Origin of the sequence: Pseudoalteromonas sp. Of7M-16 (assembly GCF_022347805.1) — a bacterium.
GTDB classification, from domain to species: Bacteria; Pseudomonadota; Gammaproteobacteria; order Enterobacterales; family Alteromonadaceae; genus Pseudoalteromonas; species Pseudoalteromonas luteoviolacea_F.
In genome coordinates, this window is the sequence record NZ_JAKRFY010000004.1 from 265,766 (window position 1) to 282,085 (window position 16,320).

Annotated in this window: 16 protein-coding genes; 7 read left to right on the forward strand and 9 right to left on the reverse strand. The window is 41.8% G+C overall.

The annotated features are described in order from the left end of the window. The first annotated feature begins 107 nt into the window (after positions 1-107). Entirely contained in the window at positions 108-1,757 is a 1,650-nt protein-coding gene (locus MHN81_RS06340) for a hypothetical protein (RefSeq protein WP_239425313.1), read from the forward strand. Between the two features lie 60 nt (positions 1,758-1,817). Here MHN81_RS06340 and MHN81_RS06345 read toward each other — a convergent pair whose 3' ends face one another. Together MHN81_RS06345 and MHN81_RS06350 are read right to left on the reverse strand one after the other, a co-directional pair. Beyond that, a complete protein-coding gene (locus tag MHN81_RS06345; protein WP_239425314.1) occupies positions 1,818-2,447 on the reverse strand; it encodes a hypothetical protein in 630 nt (209 codons plus the stop codon). A 112-nt stretch (positions 2,448-2,559) separates the two neighbouring features. After that, positions 2,560-2,985 (reverse strand): GNAT family N-acetyltransferase, encoded by a 426-nt coding sequence (locus tag MHN81_RS06350; protein WP_239425315.1) that lies wholly within the window; start codon positions 2,983-2,985, stop codon positions 2,560-2,562. Positions 2,986-3,259: 274 nt separating this feature from the next. On the opposite strand from MHN81_RS06350, the gene MHN81_RS06355 reads away from it, so the two are divergent. Further along, positions 3,260-5,200, forward strand: coding sequence for a RecQ family ATP-dependent DNA helicase (locus MHN81_RS06355; protein WP_239425316.1), 1,941 nt, complete (start codon positions 3,260-3,262; stop codon positions 5,198-5,200). A 69-nt stretch (positions 5,201-5,269) separates the two neighbouring features. On the opposite strand, the gene MHN81_RS06360 is transcribed toward MHN81_RS06355, so the two are convergent. The 3 genes from MHN81_RS06360 to MHN81_RS06370 form a co-directional block, all read right to left on the reverse strand. After that, a complete protein-coding gene (locus MHN81_RS06360) occupies positions 5,270-7,285 on the reverse strand; it encodes a TonB-dependent receptor (protein ID WP_023397989.1) in 2,016 nt (671 codons plus the stop codon). A gap of 139 nt (positions 7,286-7,424) precedes the next feature. Then, positions 7,425-8,762: a sensor histidine kinase gene (locus tag MHN81_RS06365; RefSeq protein WP_239425317.1), complete on the reverse strand. Its 1,338-nt coding sequence runs from the start codon at positions 8,760-8,762 to the stop codon at positions 7,425-7,427. Continuing rightward, entirely contained in the window at positions 8,749-9,444 is a 696-nt protein-coding gene (locus MHN81_RS06370) for a response regulator transcription factor (RefSeq protein WP_023397987.1), read from the reverse strand. The genes MHN81_RS06365 and MHN81_RS06370 overlap by 14 nt, the downstream gene beginning before the upstream one ends. 240 nt (positions 9,445-9,684) lie before the next feature. Between MHN81_RS06370 and MHN81_RS06375 the strand changes: the two genes are divergently transcribed. The 4 genes from MHN81_RS06375 (at position 9,685) to MHN81_RS06390 (ending at position 13,522) form a co-directional block, all read left to right on the forward strand. Continuing rightward, a complete protein-coding gene (locus tag MHN81_RS06375) occupies positions 9,685-10,791 on the forward strand; it encodes an SGNH/GDSL hydrolase family protein (RefSeq protein ID WP_239425318.1) in 1,107 nt (368 codons plus the stop codon). A gap of 308 nt (positions 10,792-11,099) precedes the next feature. Next, complete coding sequence (locus MHN81_RS06380; protein WP_023397985.1) at positions 11,100-11,597, forward strand: SRPBCC family protein; 498 nt, start codon at positions 11,100-11,102, stop codon at positions 11,595-11,597. 32 nt (positions 11,598-11,629) lie between these two features. Further along, positions 11,630-12,484: an AraC family transcriptional regulator gene (locus MHN81_RS06385; protein ID WP_023397984.1), complete on the forward strand. Its 855-nt coding sequence runs from the start codon at positions 11,630-11,632 to the stop codon at positions 12,482-12,484. Between the two features lie 120 nt (positions 12,485-12,604). Next, positions 12,605-13,522, forward strand: a complete 918-nt coding sequence (locus MHN81_RS06390; protein ID WP_239425319.1) for an SDR family NAD(P)-dependent oxidoreductase — start codon at positions 12,605-12,607, stop codon at positions 13,520-13,522. 38 nt (positions 13,523-13,560) lie between these two features. Here the strand turns inward: MHN81_RS06390 and MHN81_RS06395 are convergent, their stop codons facing one another. From MHN81_RS06395 to MHN81_RS06405, 3 genes are all read right to left on the reverse strand, one after another. Beyond that, entirely contained in the window at positions 13,561-13,698 is a 138-nt protein-coding gene (locus MHN81_RS06395) for a hypothetical protein (RefSeq protein ID WP_239425320.1), read from the reverse strand. 173 nt (positions 13,699-13,871) lie between these two features. Then, positions 13,872-14,477 (reverse strand): hypothetical protein, encoded by a 606-nt coding sequence (locus tag MHN81_RS06400; RefSeq protein WP_239425321.1) that lies wholly within the window; start codon positions 14,475-14,477, stop codon positions 13,872-13,874. A gap of 127 nt (positions 14,478-14,604) precedes the next feature. Continuing rightward, complete coding sequence (locus MHN81_RS06405; RefSeq protein ID WP_023397979.1) at positions 14,605-14,934, reverse strand: helix-turn-helix transcriptional regulator; 330 nt, start codon at positions 14,932-14,934, stop codon at positions 14,605-14,607. 165 nt (positions 14,935-15,099) lie between these two features. On the opposite strand from MHN81_RS06405, the gene MHN81_RS06410 reads away from it, so the two are divergent. After that, the gene (locus MHN81_RS06410; protein WP_239425322.1) at positions 15,100-15,432 is read left to right on the forward strand and encodes a helix-turn-helix transcriptional regulator; all 333 of its coding nucleotides are present in this window, start codon (positions 15,100-15,102) and stop codon (positions 15,430-15,432) included. 432 nt (positions 15,433-15,864) lie between these two features. On the opposite strand, the gene MHN81_RS06415 is transcribed toward MHN81_RS06410, so the two are convergent. Next, positions 15,865-16,320 carry an NfeD family protein gene (locus MHN81_RS06415; protein WP_239425323.1) on the reverse strand — a complete coding sequence of 152 codons (456 nt, stop codon included), beginning with the start codon at positions 16,318-16,320 and terminating at the stop codon, positions 15,865-15,867.

Sequence of the window (16,320 nt, forward strand, 5' to 3'; positions counted from 1 at the left end):
TATTCATGATATAGTTGCACCTCAAGTTGTTAAATAAGTGTTTATAAAAGGTGATTTTTGCTTTCGAGGAACAGTAAAGCAAAGATTTTTATTCTAAGGAGAGTTATATGTTTAAGAAAACAGGCGCTTTGTTATTGGGTTCGCTGTCGCTGCTTATCACAGGCTGTGGAGGGAGTGATAGCACAGAGCCTGCACCTATCGACCCCCCTCCTGTGGTGGTGCAGCCTGATCCTAAACCTGATCCTGAACCCACTCCAGACCCTGAACCCACTCCAGATCCGGAACCAGAACCTGAACCAGAACCTGAACCTGAACCAGAGCCAGAGCCAGATCCCACTGTGTTTATGGATGTTATCGAAGCGCAAGGAAAACAGCTTGTTACTGACTCTATTGCTTGGATAGACGAGCAGGGTATTGATTGCACCAATGCATCACAAAACCATGAAATGTGTGAAGTTCAAACTGTGAAATTTAGCGATGGACAATTTAATCAAGATCGAACAAACAAAACACAAACAATACTTGTTTTAGACTATGGAATGGACTTTCTTTCGGCGTTGCGTTATCGCCCCCGAGTTAAAGCTGCTTATAAATACGATCCCCAAACTAAGACATTTATCGCTGATAACCCACAGGTTAGCTTATCTAAATTGGGTGTAAAACTGCTCCAAGACATTAACAGCTTTACCTTTACAGATGGGAAATTTACCAAGCCTCAAGAGGCATTTTTACCAGCGAGTTGGCTATCAGATTTAGCTGCAAAATATAGAGAGGTGGTCCCTGATGACAGGTTTGATAGAGTAACCAATAGAGCTTTTTTTAGTCATGGCACTAAGGTATTTGGTTATTTAGCACAGCACAATCCACATGCCGAATTTGTCCTAATTGACACGGCGTCATTTATCCCATTTACACAGCATAAAGATGAGTTGTGCGCCGCTGATTTGGATACGTTTTTGGCGCATATGCAAAGTGCAGCAAGCTCGCTCAAAGCAGATATTATCGATAGCCATGAAATTGAATATATAAATTACTCAGGCGGCTTTACTTTAGAAAGTGTTGGTAATGCCTTGAATAGCAATGGATGTAATGACGCACTTGATACAGAGCAGCGGGTGCAATTTTTAAATGCAATGAAGCCTGTTTATGACGCGTTATTTGAATCACCAAATACGTTGGCATTTCATGCCGGAAACGAATTTGCAACACAAAGCCAAGATGAGCTGGACCTAATCAACTATTCTAACAGAGTACGTGTTTCCCAATACTCTACAGGTGATAAAGACACAAGTATTACCAAGGGGGGGTTATCTGGTTGGCAACAAGTATTCGTTGATAATGAAGACAGTTTTAATGGTAATGAAAGTATCGACTTATATATCAATGTTGGGTACGTGCCAGAGAATGGCACCGGTAGTCATGCAACCAATAGTACTCCAAAATTCGATCCTGATATTTTAGGGATGAGATACCAAGCGGAGATGTCGCCTTTTGGCTCTTCTTGGACAACGCCCGTTGCAACGTCTTATGCACTTTACGAGCAGGTTCGATTGATGTCTGAGACACAGAGCACTTCTTTTGACCCGCAAAAATTAAAGTCCCGGTTTATCTCCAGCGACTGTAAAGATGTCGCAGAGCTGCAAGGCCATGAGGGCTTAACAAAGTTTATTGAAAATGGGCAAGGGCAGTGCAGGGTACAAGATCCTTTAAAACACAAAGCGGATGAGCTAAACCGTATTGGCTATTTAACTAGGTAGTAACCGAGACATTTACATGGGATGAGGTGTGTTCAGCACGCTTCATCCCATGTTCGTATGTTATAGCGATTCGGCTGATTTAACTATGTGCTTAGGCTCTGAATGCCAAGAGAATCGACCATCATAAGATTGGCACTCTACTGTTGTACTTTGAGCATCCGCTAAATATATTTGATTAGTTTTTGAAGCTGGGTAGCTGAAATAGTCACTGCATTTTGCACTTTGGCCCGGGCCAATAACCACTTGAGTGCCTACTTTTATTTTACAACTTACGAGCATGTCGAGAGGTGAGTAACTCGGACAAATGATATTGTCTCTACGATATTTTGAAATGGAACCTTTTGGCTTATCAAATGTCCACCATTTACCCAGTTTTGATCCTGAATATTCGCTATTCCAAGCACGCCAAATTGTTATTTCTTTAGTGGTTACAAAAACTTGACCTTTGCATAGTCCACCTTGTTCAGCTGGCAGTACAACACCTTTTGGCATCGAAGCCTCCGGAACAGCAGTAAGGCCTGGGGGGTTGTCTATATTGCCAACACATGAAGCTGTAGACTGAGCTATCTCTTGCGTTGTTACCGAAGTAGAATTACAAGCGGCTAAAAGTAGCATACTTGATGATAGCACTGCTAAACGAACGAGCTGACTATGGGGACCCAAGTGGGCCGGTTTTTGTAATTTAGACATGCATTGTTCCTTTCTATGATAAACAAAGCCAGTTTAGTATGCCTGAACTAAAATGTATCTTTCAACCCATTACACATTCATAGCGCGTAGTTCTGGTTTGATTGTGGCCAAACTAGTTTTTAGTGAATACATGTTGTGTTTTAGACTCCGAAAACCCCAACTTTAGATAAAAATGATGTGTTTCAATGCGTTTTTCGTTGCATCTGACCCTGAGCTCGGTGTTTTGTTCAATCGCAACTTGATAGACGTGTTCGACCAATTGTTTACCAATACCTTGGTTTCTAATTTTAGGGTCAACCACCAAACCGCCGATTTCATATACCATTTTGGATGCGACACGGTGGGCTTTGAAGGCATGTATCCAACCACCGACTCGACCGTTTTGGTCAAAAACCCACACATCGTCATTGTTTGATTCAAGTAAATACTCAAGCCGCAGTTGGGCTTGTTCCATTGAAGCATTTTCGTAACCCAAAAAATTGGATAAGTAGTGAATCTGTTGTAAGTCTGTCATTTTGGCCGTGCGTACATTTGCCATGAAATACTCCTTATCAATTGCAGCTGACGTCTTTTATTACTGTTGCTTAGTGCCAGAGGATATTAGAAAAAACGGCATGATTTCAATTGGAAAATATCGAAATGCTGATGTTTGGTAGCAGAACATAAGGATCTTATGAATTTAATGATATGTGAAACAAGCTGCCACCATTACTGGTATGATATACGAGATGCAGAGATATCGAATTATCGCCAGCTAGGTCTTGAATGCCCGAGCAGGTGAGCACACCCGCCGTTTTTAATGAGACAAATAAATGCAACAAGCAGAAATACAACAAAGCTTACAAGCACACTTTGGGTTCCCCTCTTTTAGAGCTGGGCAAGCAGAAACGATTGAGCAGCTGATCAACGGGCAATCAAGCTTGGCTATTTTCCCTACTGGATCTGGCAAGTCGCTCTGTTATCAACTCACTGCATTGCATTTGCCACACCTGACTTTAGTGGTATCACCTCTACTTGCTTTAATGCAAGACCAAATCGAGTTTTTGAATAAAAAGGGTATCGCAGCTGCGAGTTTAGACTCGACACAATCGTATGAGCAATCTCAGAATGTAATGCAAGGCGTAAGAGAAGGGCAGATAAAGATCCTTATGGTGTCCGTAGAGCGCTTTAAAAATGAGCGGTTTAGAGGTTTTATCAAGCAGGTAGCAATTTCTATGTTAGTGGTTGATGAAGCTCATTGTATTTCTGAGTGGGGACACAACTTTAGGCCCGATTATTTGAAGTTGCCGCAAATTCGCAGTGAGCTTAATATTCCGTTAGTGCTGTTATTAACGGCAACTGCAACAAAAAAGGTTAAACGTGATATGGCACAAAGATTTGCCATTAGCGAAGCGCATATTGTGCAAACTGGCTTTTATCGCTCAAATTTAGACCTCAGTATTTACGGGAGTACAGAAAGCGACAAGCTACCGACAATTTTATCTTTTTTATCCAACAGGCAAGATAGCGGTATTATCTATGTCACGCTGCAACAAACTGCTGAGCAATTAGCAAAGCAATTGCAGGCGTCAGGCTTTGATGCTGTGGCTTATCATGCCGGATTAAAGGATGAACTAAGGCAGCAAATTCAGCAGCAATTTATGTGCAATGAAAAACGTATAATTGTTGCGACCATTGCTTTTGGTATGGGGATTGATAAGTCGGACATTCGGTTTGTGATCCACTATGATTTACCAAAATCTATCGAAAACTACAGTCAAGAAATTGGTCGAGCAGGGCGAGATGGGGAGCCATCTCAATGCATTACGTTGGCAAATCTAGATGGCGTGTCAACGCTTGAAAACTTTGTTTACGCAGACACTCCAGAGCTTGGCAATATTGAATTACTGATCAATGAAATTAGTACATCTACAGAGCAAGGCCTGTGGGAAATGCAAGAGCTGAGCGTATCTAAAGCCACTAATATTCGATTGTTAGCGTTGAAAACTGCCTTGGTTCAGCTAGAGCTGCTAGGCGTCTTAGAAGCAAAATATGCATTTTACGCTGACTTTCGCTTTAAATGGTTACATACAGAAAGCAAAGTACTGAGTTCGTTCGACGCCAATCGACAAACCTTTATTCAGCAGATACTTTCCCAAACTCACTTTAAAAAAGTGTGGGGAACTGTAGACATGGCTGCATTGGTAAACCTAGGTCTAGAGCGAAGTCGAGTGGTAGCAGCGCTCGATTATTTGCATGAGCAGGGTATGATCCTGCTCGAGTCGAAACGTATGATGCAAGTGTATCAAGTTGATACAGAAACATTAAACGAGCCTGATCTGGCTGTAAAACTAAGTACTTATTTCGCCGACAAAGAGCAAAGTGAAGTTAAGCGCATAGCTGCAATGCTGCGCTTTTTTGAACTGCGAAACTGTTTATCTAATAATTTGGCGCGGTATTTTGATGATGAACAAGTACCTCAGAACTGCGGTCATTGCAGTGTCTGTCGAGGAGCTAGTGCACATTTGCACTATAGCGAAGAGCCTACCTTTCCCGATGAACAACAGCTCAGAGATGATATCTATGGACTTAAAAATCACTTGACACAAATCGGGGTGGAACCAACGCCAGCCATTTTGGTGCGCTTCTTAACGGGTATGACTACGCCTTTGTCAACAGCGAACAAATTTAGGCAAAGATCGGGCTTTGGTAGTTGCAGTTTATTGAGGTACAAAGACGTTGAAAGCAAGTTGGAGAAACTTGGATTGAAATAGAGTCAGACGTTAAAATAAAAAAGAGGCCTCAATTGAGGCCTCTTTGTTCAGCTGACTAGAATTTTGTTTTTATAGTTGCCATGTAATGGTTGCGCGAATATCGCGTCCTGGCTCTGCAACACCTGTATCAATTGGGCCAAGTGCCGCATAGGTTGCATGGTCATAATAAAACTTGTCGAACACATTCTTGATGGCGACATCCAGTTTTAAGTTCTCGTTGTCCGTGATATACCAAGTTGCTTTTAAGTCATGAACACCATAGCCCACTTTTTCTGGTAATTGGGTATTGTCCCAGACATAGGTGCCAGCATCATCAAGGCGTTTAACCAGACGAGCTTGCCAAGCCAACTCTATGGAATCGGTAAGTGAATAGTCAGCACCCAAGGTTAGAGTATCACCGACAGAAGTACCAATAGACCAGTCTTGATCGGAGATTGAGGTACCTGCAAGTGCTGGGTTTATATGTGTTTTCCACTCAGGGCTACTGCTATTAAATGCCAAAGACAGTGACACTTTATCAAAACTGTAGCGGGCATTGATGTTTAGCCCTTTATTCTCTAAATCACCGACGTTACTCAGGATGTGGGCGGCCTGTGTTTCGAGATTCTTTGCGGTAGAAACGGCATCATCAATCGTCGACACAAATACGTCAGCTTGTACGACTAGGTTATCACCTAGATATTTAAATCCGACTTCGATGTTTTCAGCGACTTCTTTGCGCAAGTTTACATCATTATCATAATAGCCAAGGACAAATAGCTCTTTTACTTTTTGACCTCGAACAGCTTTTGCGTAACCTGTATTAACTGATAGCTCAGGCGTAAGTTCATAAGTTAAGTTTAAGTTAGGACTAAAGCCACTAGAGTCAAAGTTGTGACCGTTATCATCGTCTAGTTCGTAGTTGTCGTATCTTACACCTGTGCTGATCTGAAATTGATCTGTTACTTGGAAGTAATCTTGGATATAGATGCCCAACACTTTGCCTTTCTCAACACCGGATAGCTCATAGTTAGAACCAATGTCTTCTAATATTGCTTCGTCGCTTCTGTAGTCAAAGCCAGCCACAATTTTGTGGGTGTTATATAGCGCAATGTTCTTTATATCAAAACCTTGTGAGTCGTATTCGGCAAAATAGGTGTTTTGAACGACAATGCCCGCTCTATTTTCACCTTCAGGGTGTGCGTGCGTGATAGAGTTTTTAGTCTGATACGCTGAAAAAGCGATATCAATGAGATCGTCCTGTGGGGCGTAAAAATAATTTAGCGTATTCGTTGTACGCTCACTTTCTTGCGGCAGAGGCAGGTTTTTACGGCTTGGGTGCCAATGAGCGCGTAGTAAGCGTGTGCCATCATCGTGGCGTACATCATGGCTTAGGCTAAATGATTGTGTGTCAGTAATATCACCACTAATTTTAGCAAAGCCAACTTCTTGTTCAGACTGAGAGTAAGGGATTTCATCACCGTTTCCATCTTCCATGTTCTCTGTGTCACGCTTGATCAGTGATACCAATGCATCAATATCGTCAGTGACTCGACCATATACGGTAGAGCTTGCTTTGAAACCTTCACTGTTGCCGTAATAGCCTAGCTTGAATAAGGCGCCAAAATTTTCATCTGGTGCAAGCAAGTCTGAGGCACTCTTGGTTTTAAATCTCAGTGCACCACCTAGCGCGCCTGAGCCAGATGTGGCGTCCCCCGCACCTGCCACCACGTCTACTTGCTTGAGCAGTTCAGGCTCAATTGATAGACGACCTTGGTGGTGAAACAAATAGCCAGCTTGCAACGCGCCATCAATACTGACATTAAGCATGGTGTCTTCTAGGCCGCGAACATAAATCTTTTGTGCGACAGGGTTCGAACCACCCACCGACACTTGTGGAAGTGATCTGAATATATCTGACAGGTCATTCGCTTGAAGTTGAGTCAGATCAGTTTGGTCGATGATCATATCGGCGTCAGAAACTTTGCCGTGAACTTCGATGATTTCAATCTTTTGTTGTTGGTTGTCGGCTAAAGTAACAGGAGAACCAAAAGTTGCAACTGCCACAGCAAGGGCGATAGATGAGCGAGAAAAACCAAACTGCATTGGTGTGTTCCTTTATCTTAAATGAAAATAGTTATCAATACGCGTGTATTATTCATGGTTCTGTCCCAAAACAAAGCACTTTTACAACTGTTACATTTGCAGTGACATTTGGTGCCAATTTATGTGACTACGGTTGGCTTTAGAGCTCAATGACGATACATAATCCGGATTTGGGTGTGTTTTGCGCGTAGATGTGTCCGTTTAGGCGCTCCATTTGCCTTTTACACAGTGCTAGACCCAAACCAAACGAGTGACTATCAGGTTGCGTATGCGAATAACCGTGACTGCGATAAAACGGTTGAAATATATCTTCTAGTTCACTCTCAGCGACACCAGGCCCATCATCTAATATTTGAATTGTGTGCTTATCAAGTACAACGGAGATATGCTTTTTGGCATAACGGCTGGCGTTTCTGAGCACATTCTCTATGACCTGACCAAGCACACGCGCGTCACTATTGTGTTGCTGTGTTTCTGGCATGTTCAGCTGAAAGTGTAAGTGTGGGGCTTCAAATTTAACTTCTTCAGCAATGCAGTCGATTAAGTCGACGAGATCAAACGGGCTATTTGCAGTGTCTGTGTGTGGGCAAAAACGTTCGTTTTCGAGCCATGTTAATGTGAGTGTATTTTCGGCCAGCTCTCTCATGGTGTGGGTGTTTTTGGCTACACGAACAAGCATATCTTGTTGGCCTAATCCGGATTTGTGGCATTCCAACGCGGTTTCGATGCGCGCAATTGGCGTTCTAATTTCATGTGAAAAATCAGCGATAAACTGCCTTTGTGCGCGGATGGTGTTAGCGGTACAGTGGGCCATTTTGTCAAAGGTTGCTGCAATTTGTTTGAACTCTGTATCGCGACTTGAGATTTTGTCTCCCACTCGGCTGTCTAAATCGCCATCGGCGAAGGCGCGAGTAGTTTGTTCAAGTTGCTTTAGGGGTTTCATGATTGCGCGATATAGCAGCCAGCAAATGCCCGCAAGGACCAAAAATGGGATAAAAAATTGCAGTACTATGTAAGTGACCTTCCAGTAATTGCCTGGACGCATATGACTGGGAAGCTGAATTAAAAAGTGGGTCTTGTCGTCGGCAAAAGGAATGTCCATCACAGGATTACGAGGGAAATATAAATGGATTTTCCAACGTACATTTCGACCTAGTGTAAACTCATCGAGATAGTATTGTTGAAGTTGGGTATCAGCCAATGGGGTCAGCTCTCGCTGCACGACCGCAGCCCAAGTATTGTGCGCTTGCTCTATTTTTTTTACGTATGCACTCAAAGCCGCCATATCACCATTTAAGAACAATTGCTCTGCGTGTTGGCCAAGTGCAATTAGCTCTTCTTGGTGTTCAACTTTGATTTGACTCATTCTGAATTCGGTGTGATTAACCAAGTAGTCAATCACACCGAACAATATGATAGAGCCAGCTATGACCAGCGCGCATAGGCGCAAAAAATAAGACGCTTTAAGGTTGAACATGCAGACGGTACCCTTTGCCATGTACGGTTGTGATCGACTCGGGGCTCAGCCCCACCGCGACTAGTTTTTTTCGAAGCCGACTCAAGTGCATATCTAAACTGCGGTCATAACGGCTAAATTGGCGTTCAAGTACACTCTGATAAAGAAATGCTTTACTGAGGGTTTCTTTGTGATTGTGAGCTAATTGCCACAGCAACTTAAACTGAATTGCTGTGATATCTAGCGTCTCTTGGTTATAGGCGGCAAGCTGCTTTTGTCTGTCCAAGTGCAAGTCAGCCAAAACAATTTCAAATGGCGTTTGTGATTGGGTATGACTTGCGTGGACACGCCTTAAAATCGCTTCTATACGCAGTACCAGCTCATCAAGGTTAAAAGGTTTAGACAGGTAATCATCTGCGCCTAAGCTGAGGCCTTTAATACGCTCTTGTTCAGCACCACATGCAGATAAAATCAAGACAGGTGTGTGTTTTATTTTTCTAAGCTGAGCCAAGATTTCATAGCCTTCCATACTTGGTAAGCGAATATCCAAAATGATGAGGTCATAATCGATAGCCAGCGCCTGACTAAGTCCTTGTTCTCCATCATGAAGACAGTCTACCTGATAGCCCCTGTTGCTAAGTAGCACACAGACTTGTTGATTGAGAGTAATGTCGTCTTCTACGACTAAAATACGGTTGTTCACAGATTTGTGTCTTCTAAAATGAGAATGATTGTATTTTAAGATTATTGTGCCTGTGTATACAATAGCGACAAGGTCGGATAGTAAACAGACGTGCGCTGTATGAGTTTTTTTCAAATGGAGTGAGATGTATTTGATTGAATTCCCAATGGCTGAAGGGGTTAACCAGCACTGGGGTATATCGCGAGGCAATAGTAACATTGGAATACAGTCTCGGATACAAACTCATTTAAGGAATGACACATGTTAAGGTTAATATCAATCAAACTGTCGCTACTGGCATTTGTGCTCAGCTGCGTCGGAGGGCTCTTTTCCAGTGCCGTATTTGCGAAGAGTTATAAGGCGACCCATCATGCCATCGTATATGAAGGGCGAGTTAGTAAACATTACAATAAAGGCCAAGTAGAGTTTAACTGGCCAGGAACACAGCTTAAAACCAAGCTAGTTGGTAAATCACTTAAAGTTACAATGGCTGGATATGGTGATCAATTTGATGTCCTAGTGGATGGTGTACTGCACAAGAAAATTGTCACAGGGCAAAATGGTAACTTTGAGGAGCACGTCGTATTTACTCAACAGGATGTAAAAACGGTAGACATTGAAATCGTTAAACGTTGGGAAAACTACAGCAATAATACCAAAATTTTAAGCTTTTCAACTGATGGCCGATTAGAGGGAATTTGGCAGCAGCAACCCCATATTTTATTTATCGGTGACTCTATTAGCGCGGGCTTTGGCAGCGAGTCAACTAAGCGCCAGTGCACGTGGAGCGAAATTGTAAATAGCAGTAATGCCAGAGTGGCATTCCCTTATCTAACTGCGTCTCAGTTGGAGGCCAGCTTTACTCAAGTGTCTTATTCAGGCCTAGGTTTGATCCGCAATTGGAGCGGCAATGATCCTCACCACAATTTGCGTACTTACTTTGACAAAGTAACGGCTGTGTTTGGTGACAATAAAGCTTATGAAGATACACATCCTAATTTGGTAGTGATAGAAGTGGGTACTAACGATTTCAGTACAGATCCTCAGCCACACGAGCCTTGGGAGACGATTGAGGACGTGAAAGCAGACTGGGTTTCGACCATGGTAGAGTTTGTTAACACTGTGCGCTATCGCTTTCCCAATGCACCTGTTATTTTTATGCCAAGGCCTGCATATCCATATGACTTTATTATTCCGGCAACATTAGAGGCAAAAGCAAAACTAGAAGAGCAGGGAATAGATAAGCTGTACTCTTACACTTTTTCTTCACCATTGGAAGGGTGTATTTGGCATCCAACAACAGCTGAACATACCGATATTGCAAATAAGTTGTCGGCATTTATTCGAAACCATAATTTGTTGAACTAAAGGCTTAATCTGCCTGTTAAACCCATTAATTAGCGCTTTGTAATTGGTGGGTTTAACCACTCGAGACTTCATTTAATAATTTTGCCGCTGAGCACACTTGTATACTGCCCAAGCAAGAGTAATAAGCGTTTCTCAGAACTGAAAAAGCCGCGTTAGGGCGGCTTTAAATTCAGCTACTGATCCGCCCAAAGTGGGGGAGAGCGACGTTGCCTAGAGAAACTTGTTATTGAGATAGCAAGAAATATCAAAAACGCCTGTCTGATATTTTCTAAAGTACACCTATCAACACTACACACACAGGTGTACTTATGAAAGTAACTAAAAAAATCATCATCAACAAACCCGCTGAGCAAGTATGGCATTTAATCGCCCACGAATTTGATAAGGCGCATTTATGGATGGGTCCTATTCCGAACTCAGTGGCTTTGGGAGCAGGTAAAGGACTAGCTGGTGCGCCTATGGAAGGACGTATCTGCGACTTAAATGCAGATCCCAATGGCGCTAAAGTCAAAGAGGTGATCACAGACTATAGTGAGCAAGGTAGATATTTGGCATTTGATGTCTTACCTGTCAACAACCCTAAAATTGTGCCCATTAAGCAAAACCATGTGCATATGTCGGTGCGTTCAGTCGGCCACAATAAATCAGAGGTAACTTGGGTTGCGTCCCCTCAGCTTAAGTTGTTTGCTTACCCATTTTATCCACTGTTGAGATTGGTATTTCCGATTGCATTTGGCAAACTGCTCACTGGTTTGAAAAAATATGCTGAAGAAAATGTGCTAATGTCAGACATGGCAAGTGCTTGAGCAATTCAGTAAAGAACTTTGAGGATTATTAGATGGAGCGGTTTTTTAAGAGCATTGAATATATTGAGTCACACTTATTTGAAAAAATCAGTGTGCATGAAATTGCGACAGCCTCACATTATTCAACTTATCATTACAGTAGGGTGTTTAAAGCATTGGTTGGAGATACACCTAAAGAATACTTGCGTAAGAGGCGCTTAACATTAGCGGCAAAACGTTTGCTAACAGAAGAGGTTGGGATTTTAGAGCTGGCAATTGAGTGTCAATTTGAATCCCAAGAAGCGTTTACACGTGCATTTAAGGCGTTGTTTGATATGACGCCAGCACAATATAGAAAGATCAACGAACCATTTAGGTTATTGTACAAAAAACCAGTCAGCCAAGATGACTTGGCATTTTTACAGAATAATATCAGCATGGAGCCCGAAATTATTGAGCAGCCAGCAATGAAAATTGTCGGTATTGCAAATCAATATGATGACGGTGATTTAAGTTTGCCGAAGTTGTGGTCGGGCTTTAGACCATACAGAGATAAAATACCAAACCGTGTTGGCAGTGACTTTTTTGGTATATATGAAAACTATGAGGAATCTGAAGACACCACGCGGTTTGTTTATATATGCTCAGCACAAGTTGAAAACTTCGACGATGTGCCAGAGGGCCTTATCACACGAGAGCTTGACGCCCAAACGTATGCTCGGTTCACCCATATAGGGCCCATTGCCAAATTAGAAGAAACACTGCGCTATATTTGGGGAAGTTGGCTACCTAAAAGCAGCTATGAATATGCAGATAAACCGGACTTTGAATTACTGCCTGCTAACTTCAATGATGCCGACCCCAATAACAAAATCTACTTGAACATTCCAATAAAGCCCAAAGCCTGATCCGTCAGGCTTTTTTTTGCTTGATAAACAAGACAGCAAGAAATATCAAAAACCCGCTTAGTGCATCGATTAATCTAGTCATATAGAAGATTACATCATCATTAAGTGAAAGGTTACATCATGATCAAGCGCGTATTAATTACAGGAGCAAATGCAGGTTTAGGTAAAGAAGCAGCGAAGCAGCTCGCGGCTCGCCCTGAGGTAGAAGTTGTCTATTTAGGTTGTCGAAATCGAGAAAAAGCCTTTATTGCGCAACAAGAACTAGAGCAATTAACGGGGCGCAACATTTTTAAAATTGTTGAAATTGATGTCAGCGACACCAGCTCAGTTAAACGCGCTGTTGAGTCATTACCTCATAGTGTGGACGCATTAATCATGAATGCTGGTGGCACAGGCGGAAGGGACTTCGCGAAGTTAAACAGTGACGGCGTTACGCAGATATTTGCTGTGAACTTATTAGGGCACAGTGTATTAACGGAAGAACTATTAAAATATGGCAAGCTGACTCAAGTTGCTGTGTATGCGGGCTCGGAAGCTGCTCGTGGCGTGGCTGAAATGGGCATGCCACGTCCCAATCTAACCACCTCGTCAGTGGAGGAATTTACGACCATTTGTGACGGCTCTGCGTTTTCGAAGAATCAAGATGCAACCGCACATTATGGACCAATAAAGTATATGGGGGCGCTTTGGATGTCTGCCATGGCCAGACGACACTCGCATATCAAGTTTATTACCATGAGCCCTGGGGCAACCACTGGGACTGAAGGGTTTAACACATTACCTGTGATCAAACAGTACGTAATGAAAGGTATGATGCAAGTAATGTTATGGCTGGGTAAGGTGCATCGCGTTGAAGAGGGCGCTGGACGTTATTTATCAGCTATTTTTGATACTCAACTTATATCAGGTCAGTTCTATGCCAGTAAAAAAGGACTCACTGGCGTGATTGGTGAGCAACACCTTTTGTTTGCAGACTTAAATAATGAGCAATATCAGGATAATGCGCTGCAGGCGATTGAACGGTTTGGTGCTAAATAGAATAAAACGCCCACAATACGTGGGCGATATATTGATGGCTATTTAGTAGGTAAGTATCCGTCAATACGCTGCTGTTTAGGGCCGGTGCCTTTACCGATGCATCCTGCACAGATCTGTTTGAGCAGTTTTTTGTCATTAATTCGGTATTTTTGTTGCTTTATCTTTGCGTTTTTCATAACCAGTCCTTTATTCGCTTTTTATGGCGCAATATATTTCGCCTTTGTATCGGGTGATTCAGTAAGCGTAATGTGGATTACGCGCTATTAAACTGATCGCCAACTCGCTATTAATATAATCATCAACTAATTGATAAAAAATACCCGCTAAGTGTGCTTGCTTATAGCTTGCTTCATTCTTTTTCAACTGGGAGTTCTTCTTCTGAGCGATGAGCGTACACACTGGCGAACAAACAGATACTAGATAAACCAAGTAAAATAGATTTATAAATTTCAATATTATAATACATATGGGTTATACCCCAAAGGTGGCTAACTTGCTCTTCCGGAAAGCCAAGCCTATCTAAATTGCGGATGAAATTCTCACCTAATGCGTATAGATCTACAAAGCAAAAAAGTATGAAAATGTAAAATAAGCTATTCGCCATATCAAATAGCTTTGGCTCTTCTCTCAAAAAATAAATAGCTGACTTTCTGCAATACAAGCAGATGCATATATCAAATATTAATGCGAAGGAAAAATAAAAAATGTTTTCAGTAAAACCCGTATATTTCCCGTATACAAAGTTATCCAATATTACTGTTGCAATGAGTTCTATTAGCATAAACAGTAAAAGGTATAGCAAAAAGACACTCATTTTAGGTAAATGAGTGGTTTTATAAAAAGCCAAAGACAAGCACGCTATAAATATGATTGTTTCATAAATGGGTGCCTTCATGCTGTAAACGGCAAAACCAACCGCGATAAATATAAGCAATAGCTTAGTAAATGGTTTCACTCAACCTCCTTGGAATTCATCTGGAATAATCGTTACTGGCGGATAGTCAATGGCTACGCTTTGCTGTCTAGGCCCTGAACCTTTACCTGTGTTACTACCGGCATAAACCTGTTTAAGCTGTTCTCTATTATTGATCAGATGTTTTTGTTTTATTTTCGTGCTTTTCATCAGAGGCCTCTAATTGGGATTCTTTTTCGATACAAGCGCTATTGTACTTTCCAGCAACTCCAGCCATGGAGGCCAAAAAACCGTACACATCTATCTTACACCCATTGTGTAATTTAGTTAACACACTCTGAGGAAACTCTGAAGTACCATTAAGGTAGTTGTTCATGGTACTGCGCGATACACCTGCTTTTTTACAGCCTTTTGAAACAGAGCCTTGTTTTGCAATGAGTTCTTTCCTTACATAGTGCCTCAGCTTTTCCCCGAATTTAAACGGGTCAATTTCATCCATAACATAAACACCACTTTAAAAATTAAATGTATGTTAACTTTCTGTGTTTCTTTTATCAACAAATGTTGGTTGTGGTAGTTGTGATGAAGTTGTCCAGATTCTGGCACAGTGGTTCTGTTAAATTGTGTTTACTCATTATTTAATAAACTTTGGAAGGAAACCATCATGGCTCATCATCAAACTCTGGAATTAATAACAAATAATAATAGAAGCCTCAGGCACAATAGAGCCCTTAGGCATACTCGAGTAGTGGAATTTAAAACCAATTTGCAAAAATCAATTCGTCGACTACGAAAAAGTAAAAAATTAACACAAAAGCAGCTTGGTCATATTGTTGGTGTTGATCAGGCAACGATAAGTAATTTTGAGTGCGGCAAGACAGTCATGACGGTGGATCTCGCCTTTGAGCTTACTTTAATTTTTGGTGTTGACTTCTCCATCGAAAATAATTTGTCAGCAATAGAAAGTCCGGATGACAAGCGCGCCACTCATGGTTAATAAAAGTGATAGATCAATTGCCTGTTGGGGTAGCCTTAAGTAGTTGAATAAAAAGGGGTCAACCATGATTTACAGGCAGTTGATCAAAGGGCAACGGCTTTTGATTTACGCCTATCTATACCCAATGCTTTAGTTGCATAAAAGTAGTTCATCTAATTGGCTTAAGTTAGCGCAAAATACCAAGGGGTAGTCACAAGTGCTATATAACTGTCAGATTAAAATAAAATTGATTAAGCGGCCTTTTGAACTGGCACATAAACCAGATTAGACCGCTTTCACGTTTCTGTGGATATTAGCCATGTTCAAACCGCTTTTATTTTTTTAACCTCTTTTCTTGGCTAACAAACACTTCAAGCTTTTTATTTATAACTGCAAAGTCAAAGTTGAGAGCGGGTTACTTGAACAATAGCTACTCAGATTTAGTTGCAGGCGCTATTCCACAGGTGCAACCCAAAGTATGCCCACTGACTTTTCGACAACTTTGACATGCGTGCCTTTAGGTAAGTCAGATTTACTTTTAATTTGCCATTGAATACCTGAGTATTGGTAATGGACTTGGTTCGATTCGGTCAAGTCCTGCTCTAATGTAAAGCTAATTTCAGCAAAATCACTCTCGACGGGCTTGGTGTCTTGCTGTGCTTGCATTGCTTTTAGGGGTTTCCATAAAAGTAGCGCGAGCACCGCAGTCAACAAGCCGTTTATCCATGCTGCATTGAGTAAGTTTGGCTCGACCAAACCAAAGTACATGAATGAACCACTGGCAATCAGTGACAGACCTAGAAAAAACAACACAAATGTTGAAAACCCTAGAATGATCACTTCAATACTGAGTGCTAATAAGCCAAAAATAATTAAAGCTTGGGGTAAGTTTTCTGTGAGATAGGTCAT

What these genes read in the sequence shown, in the direction of transcription:
- MHN81_RS06340 (WP_239425313.1), top strand. Translation starts at nt 108, where the DNA reads ATGTTTAAGAAAACAGGCGCTTTGTTATTGGGTTCGCTGTCGCTGCTT.
- MHN81_RS06345 (WP_239425314.1), bottom strand. Translation starts at nt 2,447, where the DNA reads ATGTCTAAATTACAAAAACCGGCCCACTTGGGTCCCCATAGTCAGCTC.
- MHN81_RS06350 (WP_239425315.1), bottom strand. Translation starts at nt 2,985, where the DNA reads ATGGCAAATGTACGCACGGCCAAAATGACAGACTTACAACAGATTCAC.
- MHN81_RS06355 (WP_239425316.1), top strand. Translation starts at nt 3,260, where the DNA reads ATGCAACAAGCAGAAATACAACAAAGCTTACAAGCACACTTTGGGTTC.
- MHN81_RS06360 (WP_023397989.1), bottom strand. Translation starts at nt 7,285, where the DNA reads ATGCAGTTTGGTTTTTCTCGCTCATCTATCGCCCTTGCTGTGGCAGTT.
- MHN81_RS06365 (WP_239425317.1), bottom strand. Translation starts at nt 8,762, where the DNA reads ATGTTCAACCTTAAAGCGTCTTATTTTTTGCGCCTATGCGCGCTGGTC.
- MHN81_RS06375 (WP_239425318.1), top strand. Translation starts at nt 9,685, where the DNA reads ATGTTAAGGTTAATATCAATCAAACTGTCGCTACTGGCATTTGTGCTC.
- MHN81_RS06380 (WP_023397985.1), top strand. Translation starts at nt 11,100, where the DNA reads ATGAAAGTAACTAAAAAAATCATCATCAACAAACCCGCTGAGCAAGTA.
- MHN81_RS06385 (WP_023397984.1), top strand. Translation starts at nt 11,630, where the DNA reads ATGGAGCGGTTTTTTAAGAGCATTGAATATATTGAGTCACACTTATTT.
- MHN81_RS06390 (WP_239425319.1), top strand. Translation starts at nt 12,605, where the DNA reads ATGATCAAGCGCGTATTAATTACAGGAGCAAATGCAGGTTTAGGTAAA.
- MHN81_RS06395 (WP_239425320.1), bottom strand. Translation starts at nt 13,698, where the DNA reads ATGAAAAACGCAAAGATAAAGCAACAAAAATACCGAATTAATGACAAA.
- MHN81_RS06405 (WP_023397979.1), bottom strand. Translation starts at nt 14,934, where the DNA reads ATGGATGAAATTGACCCGTTTAAATTCGGGGAAAAGCTGAGGCACTAT.
- MHN81_RS06410 (WP_239425322.1), top strand. Translation starts at nt 15,100, where the DNA reads ATGGCTCATCATCAAACTCTGGAATTAATAACAAATAATAATAGAAGC.
- MHN81_RS06415 (WP_239425323.1), bottom strand. Translation starts at nt 16,320, where the DNA reads ATGACCTATCTCACAGAAAACTTACCCCAAGCTTTAATTATTTTTGGC.